General features: G+C 59.0%; 14 protein-coding genes and 1 pseudogene. 9 read left to right on the top strand and 6 right to left on the bottom strand.

The window, feature by feature from the left end; all coding sequences use genetic code 11:
- Positions 1–27: 27 nt before the first annotated feature.
- Together ACVIYL_RS00355 and ACVIYL_RS00350 are read left to right on the top strand one after the other, a co-directional pair.
- Complete coding sequence (locus ACVIYL_RS00355; protein ID WP_456777382.1) at positions 28–378, top strand: hypothetical protein; 351 nt, start codon at positions 28–30, stop codon at positions 376–378.
- 14 nt (positions 379–392) lie between these two features.
- Complete coding sequence (locus tag ACVIYL_RS00350; RefSeq protein ID WP_456777381.1) at positions 393–761, top strand: ATP-binding protein; 369 nt, start codon at positions 393–395, stop codon at positions 759–761.
- On the opposite strand, the gene ACVIYL_RS00345 is transcribed toward ACVIYL_RS00350, so the two are convergent.
- Entirely contained in the window at positions 758–2,836 is a 2,079-nt protein-coding gene (locus ACVIYL_RS00345) for a recombinase family protein (RefSeq protein WP_456777380.1), read from the bottom strand. The two genes, ACVIYL_RS00350 and ACVIYL_RS00345, sit on opposite strands and share 4 nt — an antisense overlap.
- A complete protein-coding gene (locus tag ACVIYL_RS00340; protein WP_456777379.1) occupies positions 2,836–3,237 on the bottom strand; it encodes a hypothetical protein in 402 nt (133 codons plus the stop codon). The genes ACVIYL_RS00345 and ACVIYL_RS00340 overlap by 1 nt, the downstream gene beginning before the upstream one ends.
- Positions 3,238–3,311: 74 nt before the next feature.
- Between ACVIYL_RS00340 and ACVIYL_RS00335 the strand changes: the two are divergent.
- Both ACVIYL_RS00335 and dcd read left to right on the top strand, forming a co-directional pair.
- A pseudogene (locus ACVIYL_RS00335) lies at positions 3,312–3,733 on the top strand (ATP-binding protein); the annotation flags it as partial.
- A 28-nt stretch (positions 3,734–3,761) separates the two neighbouring features.
- Positions 3,762–4,442: a dCTP deaminase gene (gene dcd, locus ACVIYL_RS00330; protein WP_456777378.1), complete on the top strand. Its 681-nt coding sequence runs from the start codon at positions 3,762–3,764 to the stop codon at positions 4,440–4,442.
- A gap of 150 nt (positions 4,443–4,592) precedes the next feature.
- Here dcd and ACVIYL_RS00325 read toward each other — a convergent pair whose 3' ends face one another.
- A complete protein-coding gene (locus ACVIYL_RS00325) occupies positions 4,593–5,729 on the bottom strand; it encodes a Fic family protein (protein ID WP_456777377.1) in 1,137 nt (378 codons plus the stop codon).
- A gap of 237 nt (positions 5,730–5,966) precedes the next feature.
- On the opposite strand from ACVIYL_RS00325, the gene ACVIYL_RS00320 reads away from it, so the two are divergent.
- The 4 genes from ACVIYL_RS00320 (at position 5,967) to ACVIYL_RS00305 (ending at position 8,703) form a co-directional block, all read left to right on the top strand.
- On the top strand, positions 5,967–6,305 hold the full coding sequence (locus ACVIYL_RS00320; protein WP_456777376.1) for a helix-turn-helix domain-containing protein: 339 nt from the start codon (positions 5,967–5,969) through the stop codon (positions 6,303–6,305).
- 6 nt (positions 6,306–6,311) lie between these two features.
- Complete coding sequence (locus tag ACVIYL_RS00315) at positions 6,312–7,634, top strand: type II toxin-antitoxin system HipA family toxin (protein WP_456777375.1); 1,323 nt, start codon at positions 6,312–6,314, stop codon at positions 7,632–7,634.
- A 358-nt stretch (positions 7,635–7,992) separates the two neighbouring features.
- Positions 7,993–8,466, top strand: a complete 474-nt coding sequence (locus ACVIYL_RS00310) for a hypothetical protein (protein ID WP_456777374.1) — start codon at positions 7,993–7,995, stop codon at positions 8,464–8,466.
- Positions 8,467–8,496: 30 nt separating this feature from the next.
- Entirely contained in the window at positions 8,497–8,703 is a 207-nt protein-coding gene (locus ACVIYL_RS00305) for a cold-shock protein (protein WP_456777373.1), read from the top strand.
- 108 nt (positions 8,704–8,811) lie between these two features.
- On the opposite strand, the gene ACVIYL_RS00300 is transcribed toward ACVIYL_RS00305, so the two are convergent.
- The 3 genes from ACVIYL_RS00300 to ACVIYL_RS00290 form a co-directional block, all read right to left on the bottom strand.
- Positions 8,812–10,560, bottom strand: a complete 1,749-nt coding sequence (locus tag ACVIYL_RS00300; protein ID WP_456777372.1) for a hypothetical protein — start codon at positions 10,558–10,560, stop codon at positions 8,812–8,814.
- Positions 10,561–10,712: 152 nt separating this feature from the next.
- Positions 10,713–11,555 carry a hypothetical protein gene (locus ACVIYL_RS00295; protein WP_456777371.1) on the bottom strand — a complete coding sequence of 281 codons (843 nt, stop codon included), beginning with the start codon at positions 11,553–11,555 and terminating at the stop codon, positions 10,713–10,715.
- An 18-nt stretch (positions 11,556–11,573) separates the two neighbouring features.
- The gene (locus ACVIYL_RS00290; protein WP_456777370.1) at positions 11,574–12,281 is read right to left on the bottom strand and encodes a hypothetical protein; all 708 of its coding nucleotides are present in this window, start codon (positions 12,279–12,281) and stop codon (positions 11,574–11,576) included.
- Positions 12,282–12,744: 463 nt separating this feature from the next.
- On the opposite strand from ACVIYL_RS00290, the gene ACVIYL_RS00285 reads away from it, so the two are divergent.
- Positions 12,745–13,191 carry a hypothetical protein gene (locus ACVIYL_RS00285; RefSeq protein WP_456777369.1) on the top strand — a complete coding sequence of 149 codons (447 nt, stop codon included), beginning with the start codon at positions 12,745–12,747 and terminating at the stop codon, positions 13,189–13,191.
- Positions 13,192–13,203: the final 12 nt, after the last annotated feature.

Raw genomic sequence — 13,203 nt, 5'->3', positions numbered from 1 at the left:
CGTCGTCACACCACGATCCCGGAGCACATGCCGAACGCGCACCGGCGCTATGCCGAATGGACGCCGGCGCGGATCAAACGAGAAGCCGCCAAGATCGGTCCCGCCACGATCGCTCTTGTCGAGGCGATCATGAAGGCCAAGCCTCACCCCGAGCAGGGCTTCCGGGCTTGTCTCGGCATTCTGCGGCTCGCGCGCAGCTACGGCTCGGCCCGCATCGAGGCCGCCTGCCAGCGCGGCAACGACATTGGCGCGACCACCTACGGCTCGATCAAGTCGATCCTGCAGCACGGTCTCGATCGCGCCTACGCCAACGAGAGACCACCGGACGGCCCACCGATCCGGCACGGCAACATCCGCGGCACCGATTACTACCACTGACGAAAGGAGAGACGATGTTGACGCATCCTACCCACGACCGCCTCGTCGCACTCGGGCTTAACGGCATGGCGAAGGCCCTCGACGAACAGCAGCGACAGCCCGACATCGCCGCACGGGCCTTCGAGGAGCGCCTCGCACTGCTGGTCGACCGTGAGGCGACCGAGCGCGAGAACAAGCGGCTGGTCGCTCGGTTGCGGTTCGCCAGCCTACGGCAGAACGCCGTCGTCGAGGATAGACATCAAGGCGCCCCGCGGGCTCGACAAGCCGCTGTTCCAAAAGCTCGTCGCCGGCGACTGGATCGACCGGCGTCAGAACCTGCTCATCATCCTTCGCTCGCACCTCAGCGAGTTCGCGTCATAATGCCCACCTCGCTATCACATTAAAAAAGCAGGACATTTTGTTGAGGATCATCAGACGGCGGCCTGCGTAGACGCCGTGCGTCGGCAGCGTGCCGTACTGCTTCACGTTGAAGATCACTGACGAGAATGATCCAAGGCGCACCTTTGCACACCTGTTGAGCCGGCAACGTCTTGTCGGCGATCAGACGACGAACCGTCGCCTCGCTGATGTTCAATGCCGAGGCCGCTTCGTCGAGCGTCGCCTCGCCGCGCTCGCTTCGTTCGCCCTCTCGGTAGGGCTCGATACGCCGGTGATTGCGCCAGACGCAGACGTGTGACCGATTCCAATTGAGGCCTCTGCTGGTCTTCTTGCCCGCACGGTTGAGGAGTGAAGCAATCGCGCGGTCCGGCATCTGTCGCGCAAGGGCGGTGATCAGCTCCACCATATCCTCGGTTGTACTCCATCGATGTTGTCCCGCCCGATTCTTGCGTACGCGTAACGACGTGTGATCGCCGCCTTGCCAACGTATTACCAGACTGAGCGCATCGGCTTCGACGGACACAACGATCTCATCGATCACGGTTCGGAGGATACGCTTGCGTGTCTGGGGCGTGGCGCTGGGGCTGTGCCAGGCGCGCTTGAGATCAGCCCCAAGATCCAGCAGGGCCTGCCGTTCCGGCGGGGTGAAGGGGAGCCGGGGATCCGCCGCCGTTGCGCCTCGCTCTTGCTCCAGGGCCTGAACGGCGCGAAGTCGCTCGTTCCAACGCTGCTCAAGTTCGGCCGCGACGAGCCGGTTGTCGGGGTCGACGGCGTCATATTGACGCCGAGCGCGGGCGACTTCGTAGCGGGCTTGTTCCAAGGCGAGGTCGAGCTGCCGTCGCTTCTCGGCCGCCTCATTGCGCCGCATCTCCAACGCGGCGAGAGCGGCTTCAACGCCAAGCGGCTGAAGACGCTCGATGACTTCATCGCCAACAGCGCGATCCACGCGCATGCCCCCAAACGAGATGCAGGAAGCGCCGCCATGGTTGAACTGGGCGCCACGGCAGTGATAGCGCCCCGAACTGCCGCTCTCGCCGCTATAGGCGACATGCAGCTTACGGCCGCAATGGCCACACCGGAACAGACCCGCAAGCAACGCCTCCCCCCGCCGCACAGCGCCGCGGCTCATGAAGCCCTTGCCATTGGCGTTGTCGCTGATCAGGCGCTGATTCCTCTCGAACTCCGCCCAGCCAATGTACCCTGCGTGATGGTCCAGGATCAATGTATCCCATGCGGCGCGCTCCTTCCGGAACCCCCGCACGATCTTCTTGCGGCCGTCGGCGAGTCTAATACGGCTCTCGGTACGCCCGAAGGCATAGGCCCCAGCATAGATCGGGTTGGTCAAGATATGATGTAGCGTGTTGTAAACTGGCAGCTTCCAGGTCACCGTCCGGCCGTCGGCATCATACCCCGTCGCGGGCAGCGACAGGTGCTCCTGGCGCATCCACAGCAGCACTTGGCGCACCGTCTGCAACTCTGCGAACTTGCTGAAGACCAGCGAAATCGCTTCTTGGATCCGTCGATCTGGATCCTTCTCTATCCGATCTATCCGATCGTGGCGCGCCTTGAGAAAGCCCACGGCCACAGTCAGGAAGAGTTCACCGCGCCGCGCCTTCTGCTTGAGGGCTTCGAGCGAGCGTTGCCGGAACAGCGACAGCTCCATTTCGCTCATCGTACCCTTCATGCCCAACAGAAGTCGGTCGTTGGGGTCCCGCGGCTCGTAGACGCCGTCCTCATCGATGATCAGGGTTCCGACGAGGCCGCAGAACTCCAGAAGGGTATGCCAGTCTCGCCCATTACGGGCGAGCCGCGAAGCCTCGATCGAGACGACGGCACCCACGCGCCCCTCGCAGATCGCCGCCAGCAGCTTCTCAAAGCCAGGTCTCGCTATCCCAGAGCCCGAGCGGCCGAGATCATCGTCAATGACCTCGACTGCTGCCCAACCTAGTGCCTTGGCCCGTTCAGCAAGTCCATATTGCCTCCGGCGGCTCTCGTGGTTGTTGACCATCTGATCCGTCGTCGACTGGCGGACATAGACCATGGCGGCACGCGCCAGATGATCAGGCGTGATCTTGGTCATCACCGGTCTCCTCGTCCGCGACCTCGATCGTCGCACCCATGCTCACCACTTCCGTCAGAAGGGCGAGCAGCAGCGGTCGCAGTCTCGTTTGTACACCTGTCGGTAAGGGCTCGACCTTCGACGGCGGTTCGAATAGATCTCGTTGACAGCTTGGAACGCTTCCCATGCCCGGCTCCTTCGCGACGGGGCGAATCCCCGTCGGCGAAGCCTAGAAGCGAGTCTACAAGTGCGCGTAACGCCATCAGCGCGCCAGGTGCAAAGCGAGGATGCGCGATGAGCGAGGCCGACCGCGCCGCATCCACCTGCGTCATCCAGGCAGGCAAAAGCGCTAGGGTGGTGTCGGGCTGACGAATGACGAAATGATCAGCGCCTCCATGGCGTTGGCGTCCGACAACCGACACCAGTTCGCCACAGCGCGGGTGGAACGGATAAGTTATCCGCACTTCAAACGTTGGACACCGGGCATTATGCCGTTGGTCTGACCGGCGTCGGCAAGAGCTGGATTGCTTGCGCCTTGGGCCACAAGGCCTGCCGGGACAACCGTTCCGTGCTCTATCAACGGTTGCCGCGGCTGTTCGAGGCGCTCACCCTCGCGCGGGGCAACGGCCGCCATGCTCGCCTCCTCAGGACCCTGGCGCGCGTCGAGCTTCTGGTTCTCGACGACTGGGGACTTGCCCCGATGACTGCCGAGCAGCAACGCGACCTATTGGAGATGATGGAGGATCGCCATGGCCGCGGCTCGACCGTGGTGACAAGCCAGCTCCGGTCGAGCATTGGCGCGAGCTCATCGGCAACCCAACCATTGCCGACGCTATCCTCGATCGCCTCGTACACAACGCCCACAGGCTCACCCTCAAGGGCGAGAGCCTACGCAAAGCCGCCGCCAAGCGTCAGACGCTTGACGACGAGCCCGCCAACGGACCTGATGACGACGTCGTCGCGAGAGCCCGCCTCGGCAGGCGGCCGGGATCATCGGAATCCCTGGCCGGCTTCAATCGGTACAGGCGGCCGGCTTCGCTCGGAATCCACGGCCGACTTCGTCGGAATGCGCACGCAGCGGCTCACGATCGTTCCTGTCCCTGATTTGGTTCGAGTCCAACAGCGGGGCGGAGCCTCTGTGGATCTTCGGCCCGGTCGTTGGTTTCGCTCGTTTAAGCAGACGCGCACCAATTCAGTTTCTCTCGTGGGGCGTGACTCCGGTGGTGACACTCTGCCGACCGAGATGTCGCGAACTCGACAGCATTTCGTTCCGTTCGGCGACTACTACGTCTTGCATCCTGGACGATTTGTGTTGGGGACTACGCTCGAATGGCTGCGGCTTCCGGCCGGACTATCGGGTTACGTCACCGGAAAGTCCTCGCTTGGCCGACATCATGGGTTGGTGATCGAAACTGCTGCGGGCGTTCACCCGTACTTCTCTGGCTGTCTCACGCTCGAACTAGCGAACATCGGCGAAGTGCCGCTCGAAATATATCCGGGCATGGAGGTATGCCAAATGTTCCTCCACCGGGTTGCTCCGTGCGCAGCCACCGACATGGGGCGGTTCTCAGGGAGACGGAAGCCCGCGCTTCCTCCGCCCAGGCCGACGGCGTGTTTCGCAAGTTAAGAGACGGCCATTAGCGATGCCAAGGTCGACAGTCAGCTCCTCTTGCGCGCTGCGAGCTTAGCGCGCCACCCGGAGGAAAGCCATCCTCACACTCGATCCGCGCGCTACTGGCTCTTTATCAGGCTTTTTGTGTGGAAAGCGCCCGGTGGCTCATATCGCGAAGGATCGCGTCGGCGCCTTGAAGCGGTCGAAAGTCACAAGCACTTCGTCGGCGTGAAAGAGACGATTGCGCCGGGCGTCCTCGGGCACGCTTACGATCTCTTTGCCCTGCAGCGCTCGGACGGCAGTATTGGCTGCGGCGAAACTGACGCCCAAGTCGTTTTGGACGTCCCCGACCGTGAATACCGGCTTCGAGATCGCATACGAAACAAGCCTGTGGACGACACTGTCGCTTCTGGTTTGCGCGAAGCGGCTTTTCCAATCCGCTTCGATCGCCTCCAACCTATCCAGGCGTACGATGTTCGCGTCGGCCGTTCTCCGCAGGAAGCTCAGCATCTGACGCACGTAATTCGTCGTATTGCCCGAGATCCTGGCGTCCTTCAGAGCGTCGATGTAGAGCGATTTATCCTCGTGGACGGCCTCTCCGAAAAACGCGCAAGCAGTGTTGGTGACGCCCTTGGCTTTCAGAACAATAGGCACCAGAAGCCGGCCGATGCGCCCGTTTCCATCCGAAACCGGATGGATATGCTCGAACATCCAATGGGACAGTATCTGACGGACCAATTCGTTCGTTCCGTCGTCCGAAGCCAGCGTGAAACCGCTCCAATCCGAAAGGCTGGCGACAACCGAAGACGGCTTTGTGTAGCCGAAGAACGCGGCGGGCGCGTCCGGATCCCGAACGTAGTTTGGCAATTCCTTAAAAGCCCCGGCGCCGGCGGCGAGCATTTTGTTCGAGTTGCCTTCGAACAGTCGTTTGTGGATCTTGAGGACCAGTCCTTTGAGATCGCCGTCTTTGAGGTTTTCGCTCAAACCCGCAGCAGCGGCAGCAACAACCGCCGCGTCTTCCCGATCCGGCGCGACGCGTAGGGCGCTTTCGTATTCCATGAGATCGGTGAAAGTGGTCGTGGAGCCTTCCGCTCCGGATGAGTGCACGGCATCCAAGCGGGCGAACAAACGACCGACGGCCCCCCTTCTGTCCAGAACCGTCAGGCGCCGATCGAACTCCCTGAGAGAGGTCAGAGCGGGATCCAAAAGGCTGTAGACGTCCTCGAGACGTGGAAATGCAAGTACGTTCGGCTTGAATAGGTGCCGCCCCTGCTCATCGTATTCGTAGCTGCCGGAACTCATAATGGATGCGGTCTCTGCTATTATTTAGATATATAGCCTATAATAACGCAGGTTCCAATTGTGAGTTGGTGCCTATTTTCGATTGCGCGGGCCTGGAACTCGATGCCTCTCGATCGCGCTTTATCTTATACGATAAAATGGCTTCGAGCTTACTTTATAAGATAAATTACCTTGACATTGGTCCCGTTATCTCTTAAGTAAACTTTCGTCGAAACTTATTCTATAAGTGAAATCGCCATGGAACAGAAGGGAACTCGTCAGCGACTGGGCTCTCAGCTGACTGCCGCTCGTCGGCGCAAAGGCTGGACCCTGAACGACCTGGGCTACCGGACTGCGAACGCAGCCAGCCGCCTAAGTAGTATCGAACACGGCAAGCTCAACGCGACCATCGATGCCTTGGCACAAGCGGGTGAGGCGGCCGGACTGACGTTGACCTTTGTTCCCGTCGAAAAGCTGGAGGAGGTCATGGCGGTGCTTGATCGGCCGTCAGCTCAGACTGCGTTTCCGAATTCAGTTCGGAGCGCTCACGAAGAGCTGTTCATCCCGGATCCTTCCGGGGAGGACGAAGAGGCGTGAGGCCACATGGCCGTACTTAACCGTCCTGGTCTCCTCGGCGTGTTCTTGCGTCCCTCCCCGGATCGAGAGGTCCGGGTCGGGACGCTTGTGCGTGATGCCAGCGGTACCGTGACGTTCGAACTCGACGAAAGTTATCTCAGGCTTGGTTCGGCCCGCCCTATCCTCAGCCTGGCGTGGCAGGGAGCTACAGAGGAAGAAACGCTCCGACGTCTTGGGGACAGAAGAGACAAGATTGCACACGGGCGGTATTTGCCGCCGTATTTCGACAATCTGTTGCCGGAAGGTGCACTTCTCGAGCTTGTCGAGAGAGAGTTCGGAACAGGATCCTTTGACAATTACGATGTACTCGCGCGGCTAGGTGGTGACCTCCCTGGCGCGGTTGTCGTCCGGCGCGAAGCCGGTGATCCGCCTCCCAGCCGTCCCGCAGGCGAAGCCGTAAAGCAGCTGACCATTCCAAAGCCGATTAGCTTCTCGCTGGCCGGCGTTCAAATGAAGTTCTCTATGCACGCAGACAAGCGTCGTCTTACGGCGCCAGGGGCAGACGAGAGCGGCGATGTCATTCTCAAGCTCCCGAGCGAGGAGTTTCCTAACCTGGTCGAGAACGAATTCTCGTCCATGCAGCTTGCCAAGTTTGCTGGCGCAAACGTTTCCGAGACGCGCCTCGTTGACATCGAAACCATCGAAGGCGTTCCGGATGAATTTAGAATAGGGAAGCACGCACTATCAGTACGTCGTTTTGATCGGGCGCCAGGCGACGTTCGAATACATACCGTCGACTTCGCGCAGATTGCTGGTACCATTACCGATCAAAAGTACTTTTGGTGGAATCAGGATACAATTCTGAATACCTCAAAGCGGTTCTCCGAGGATCCAATTGGCGATCTTCTCGAAGCGCTCCGCCGTCTCATTGTCGATATCATGATCGGCAATTGCGATGGGCACCTGAAGAACTGGTCGTTCCTTTTGCCTGATGGACGTCATGTGCGGCTCTCGCCAGCCTACGACATCGTGTCAACGCTCACCTACAGACCAGATACTATGGCGCTGAGGCTTTCCGGTACGAAGGACCCGAAGATCATCGATACTGCAAGGCTTCGTCGTCTTGGCGGTCTTCTCAAGGTCGATCCAAAAATCCTCGAGCGAGAGATGCGGCAAACGACCACCCGCATCCTCGACACGTGGCCGGCTGCGATGAAAGATCTACCGGCGCCGGACAAGATCAAGGATGCCATTTTATCTCGCTTCAGCGCGTTGGCGCTGGTACGCGAGGTCAGGCCGACGATGACGCAAGGACTCGCGTCCCTTGCCGGACCAGGCAAGGCAACATAGCAGCTCAAACGTCTCGGCAACCGCGGCGCGTAGACTCGGGCGGGTGAACAGCCCGCCGGTCAGCCCGGAAATTTACAAGCTTCCACGGATGGCCCGGCGATCGGGCGGCGAAAGGAAGGAGTCCGTGGCAGCGGTGCACTCCGTTGGGCCGCGACACTTAAAGCTTAGACCTGGTGGAAGGCCTCCTACGTGTGAGTAGGAAGGCTCGACCTCGAGTGGCAGGAGAGTTGTGCAAATGGTCCCCAGCACTGACGGGGCGGTCGTCGCATCGTTAAGCTTACCTGGCAACGTTTCCGTTTGAAAAGCGAAGGCAGTCGCTACGTCGCGTTGGCAAGTGCCGGTATGATGATTCCTTTCAGTGAGTCGTTTGCGTGCGCGCGTGAGCTTTCAATTTTCCATATTGAAGATACTCGCCGGCCAGCCGGCCGGGCAAAGTATTGAAATCGTCAAGCAGCACCTGGCCATCTACTACACTAGCGGGCCAGAATGGCCTGCCCGTATGACGCGCATCGCGAGTCGCGCGCCCGACCTCAATATCTTCGGGCAAAAGTTGATCGAACGGGAGGTGGGCTATTGGACCATCACACAGGAGGGCAGGAGGGTCCTCGAGTCCCTCGAGCAGTTGGATAGGGATGTCGCGCCGGGGCAGAAACTTCCGCCGCTGGCCGAGCAACCAGCCGCCGGTGAGCGCCCCTCATTGCCTTCTGCGCCGTCGCGATCGATCGCGGGCCGCAACCGTGCCCGTCGTAAGCGATTGAGGATTGGAAAGGACGCTCGGCGTGACAGCGGCCCTGCCACTTACATCCTTGATGATCGCGACGCTTTTCGGTAGATCGCTAGAGTTCTTTTTGGAGATAATGCAATGGCAATGGGTATTGTGAAGTGGTTCAACGCGACCAAGGGATACGGCTTCATCCAGCCTGACGATGGGGGAGCGGACGTCTTCGTGCACATCAGTGCGGTAGAAAAGGCCGGCTATACCGGTCTCGCGGAGGGCGCGCGGGTGAGCTACGAGCTGCAGACGGGGCGTTCGGGCAAGGTGTCAGCCGAAACTTTGCGGATCGGATAGTCTCTCGTCGGCAAGCCTGCCTGCCGCTTGTTCTGAAAGTAAGTAGGTGCGAGGACACGCATTTCGAATCGGCGCGGACAGGTGCGCGTACGGGTCTGTTGACTACAACTACTGCTTCGCTCCCTCCCAAAAGCCGCAACTTTTGAATATCTCGGACACTTGCCCATAGAGGACGCGAAACGTTGAAAGGGCTACCGTCTCGTATCGATCGGCATAATCGAGATGCGGTATCTGCACATTGCTTCCGGCCAACATCGCGTTCAGCAGGTCGTGGGCCTCGATGCTATTGCCGAAACGCTTTCCGTCGACGATAACGTAGCCTCGACTACTCGTACTGATCGTCCGGAGGCGGCCGAAATTGACGCCACTTCCATCCGGCGCGTCAAACTCGAGCATGAGTGAGTTTTCCAGCTTGGGAACGGAAGATATGCTTGCCCCCGTCCCGCCCAGTCCTATGCCCCAACTGTCCCCGGTGCTCCATTTGCCTGGAAAGTCGTTAAAGGCGCTCTTAAGGCACTGGGAAGAGAGCGACGTGAGCTTTGCGGGAAAGTCAGAGCCGCAACTGGGGTCGGACGTGTCGGTTTGAGAGTTCTTGCAAAGGGCAGCCCGGATCTGCACCAAGCAGCCCCTCAGTGTGATCTTGCCCTGACATTGACGGTAGCCGTCGGCGACATCTTTGATGTCAGCGGTCACGACTCTTTCCTCTTCAGGAATTGGGGCCTTGGGTGGGGGAGTGTTGATCTCCAAGGAGCTTGCGTCAAAGCAAGTCATCAAAGAGACGACAAGTGGCCTTGCATCACTCTGGCACTCGTACTCCCGATCCAGTCCTCTACATGTGAAGCCCAAGAGGTTTTTGCCGGAACGCGGCGTTTCCTTCTTGAACTGGCAACTCGACGAGACGCATCCTTTAACCATCTCGTCGAAGAACGTCGTTTGGCGGGCTTCGTCGGTTGGTGAGACCTCTCGTCCGAGGATTAATTTATTGGTCCGGGCATAGAAGTCCGGCCAAATGCACTTTCGCGACCCATCTCGCTCAAGTCCGCAAATTGGGCTTAGGAAGTACTTTGATAGTTTTTTCTCCTCAGTTCCGAAGTCTTTCGGAAGACCTTCCATGTCTTGATGCTGCTGGCAAAGCTGCGCCTGAATCTTCTTCTTTGCCGCTTCACTCGCCTGCTGAACGGCCTGTTCGAATTCCGCCTTTGGTACGGCCCCAAAGGCTACGTCGAAGGAGACTGCAAAGTCTCTCATTTCAAGGATGGATTCTCTCGCCTTGATTTGTGTCCATGCTGCTTTTGCCGCAGCAATTCTCTCCGGTCGTTGCGCGGCCGTCGACTGAACAAGGCTGTCAAATTGCTTCGCGCAGGCACGTTCAATTATCGTCTTCAGATTGTTGATCGGGGCGACCTGAAAACTTGAACCGAATGCCTCGCCTAGTTCGTCGCGGCCGCTGGTCCTGTTTATGCTGATCCCCTCGATCAAGTCGAGACGACGCATCACTTCTTGGTATGCAAGGGTCTCATGGGCTGCCCTGTTGCAGAACGGACCTTCCTCATCTCGCGGCCAGCAGCGTCGATTGCTCAGGCATTCCGCCAACGGCGCATAGAACCTCTCGAGGGCCCTCACGTTGGAATAGAAGACGCCGGACAGCAGCTTCCATCTCTCCTTCCCATTCGATTGCAAGATGTTCTTGGGGACGTCGTTCACCAGACTGTCGTGAGCGACAAGAAATGCTCGACCGTTCGCTTGCACCGTCGTCTGGTAGGTGCTTTCGAATGCGTCATTGCGGCGCTCCTGATAGTACCGAAAGCCAGCCATACCCGCGACCGAGATAACAATCGCTAAAATGACCGCGCCCAACAGCGCATGCCTGTGGTTCAATCGGGAAAACATCATCGGAATGAGACCAATTTTTTCACTAGCGGATTAGAGTGAAGAAAGAAAAACTAAAATACAAAGCCTCTATTCGACGAACATGTCTATGACGTTGGTCGCGTCAGCTGCTCGGGACTTTATTGTGAGCAGCCTTCGGACCAGGATTCTTCAACGCGTGGTACGATCTTGATGACGTCGTCAACTTGCCCATCGGCTGACGTCAGCGTCAGCAGACCGTCCTGGATGCTGACAGACCGACAGGTCGTCACGCCGTCGAAGTCCACGAAGCAAAGGCGGCCGCTCGGGTCAACTCGCCAAAGCATAAACTGGTGCCCCTTAGCGTTTGCGAGTAGGCCAGTACCGTCCTTGCAAAGCACGCGGATCCTGCCTGGATCTCGCGTCGAGCACCACGTCACGTCTCCGCCCAGTTTTCTGAGAGTCGCCGCGTCGATGCTCCCGGGACTCTTTTTCATTTGTTCAAGCAATGCCGTGACGCCGTCAGCTCCGTCGTTGCCCTTTGCTTCGCGCTCGAGTGCTTCAGCTCGTTTCTCCAGATCATCGATGACACACCCGATGAAGGCTTTCTTCTTATCGAGCCAAATCGCCTGGTCGGTACGATCTGTTGTCTCAAGGAGCCGGCAGGCCTTGTATGAGGCATCTTCGACTCCAGTCATCTGCTTCGAATCGACCTCGCTGAAGCAACTGCGTCCCAACCGATAGCATCGGTCGTAGTCATACTGACGGAGCCGATTTACGGCCTCGCGGAGGTCCTCTGCCTGCGCCAACAATTCCCCAACGGGAACGCTCACCTTCGGTTGGGTGGGACATGCGTCGACGTCGAGTTTGATCCCTGCCGCGAATGTCAGGGACGCTAAGCTCATCAGGCAGGCAGCAGATAGTATAAGGTTCGCTAGCCTCCCGCCGATCCTGACGGCGAGAGCACAATTAACGTTCTGAATGTTCAACGCAAAGCGAGCCATGTGACCCTTTCGACGGCGTCAATCGACCGTCCTGAGATCTTTAATCGGACTATGCGCGACGTTCGGATCAAGTTTTTGGAGCAAATCTAAATCCGCGTCGCCACGTAACCGAATTTCTCGGTAATTCGATACGATCTGGACGCAGCCCGAAAGCTGTCTCTCTGCGTCTGCGCGCATCGCTGTATGCAAAGCCGAGTACAACTCATCGGCCTCAGTCGGAGTGAGGGAGTCCACGCGTCCGACCAGGTCGGCCGCGTGCAGGAAGGCATCGACCACCGCCGCCGGCAAAAACCGTTTGGCGAGCACCACATGATCAAGGGGCAGGAATGCGAACTCCGGCGCCGAGCCGACGATTGCGGCGACACATTTATCCAGCCTATCGGCCGATGCCGGAACGGTCGATAATTGCTGAAGGAAGCGCTCGGATGCGCTCATCTCCGCGTCCCCCGTAAGTCTTGCTCCCTTAGAGTCGACCGGATGGAAGCGGTCCAGGAGCTTATTCTGCAGGTTCGAGTTTCCAAGGCCCACCAGCGTAGCTGCGGCCGCCTGCAGACGCCAAAGGGCCTTCACGGCGTCCCGTCCGCCGGTGAGACGGCTGAGCGCTGTCTCGTAGTCCTTGGCAATGGACTTGGCCCTTGTGACCAGATCAGGTTCAATGGCTTGCGACGCCGTCCCGGTGAGCAGGGCTGCCAACATGACCATTGTATATGGCGGTGGCGTTCGCATAAACTTTCCATCTGGAGTAGGGCATCACCTTACCAGATTAAATTGATTGCGCGACGGCAGATTTTTTCGACGGAGCAGCCTGGTGATAAGACTAACAGCCTTGGGCAACGCAGCCTTGGTCGCCGTTGTCGTTTCGACCGCGGCCATCGCAGCCGAACCGATATGCCCGAAGACCGGCCCGTCGGCATATTGTTGCGCACAGCAGGAGCCTCCGTTCACGGACGACCCTGCCAACTATCAATGGCATACGGACAGCAAGATGTGCGAGGGGCTGATTTCCGTGCCCTTCGGGGCGCCCGACATGAGCTTGGTCGGCTTGATGAACGAGCCGGTGCCCACGGACGCTGACCTAAAGCCCTTGAGGTGGGGCGACCGGGTGACGATCTCCATCCCTGATCTACCACCTACAGTGAGGCAACCACTTCGGATGAGGGGAGCGTCCTTATCCGGCGGTCGATATTTTATGGCTGCGGACCTCTCGGATGGCGAGCCAAGGAAATGGAACGTAAAGCAATTTCGCGATCACGCGGCGCTCCTGAGTTTCGATTTCGTGGCCTTCCATCCTGCTGATCAAAAGAAGGGGACTGACGTGGTGTACGTGCCCGTTCGGTTGACGCTTCCATCTAATCCGCCGGGAAAGGGTCTGCGGATACGCCTTCTGGCCGCGCGACCGTTCGAAGGTGCGCGTGCCACCTATTTGCCGTTGGGAGCGGATTTGAAGCCGGAGCCCATCAAACAGGAAGCGGAGTTCGCTTCCGAGATTATCTCGCTCCGGCAACTTGTCATTCGCGTCCCGGATGGAACACCATCGGCGTTCCGTTTGCTCGTAAGAACCTGCGTTCGAAAGGACGACGATTGCAACCTCGAGAAGTCGACCGCCGCAACGTTCGATATCGTGACGTCACGATGATGAAGTCATGAA

This window comes from Bradyrhizobium sp. USDA 3315 (assembly GCF_054056795.1).
This window is presented reverse-complemented; position numbering and strand designations above follow the sequence as displayed.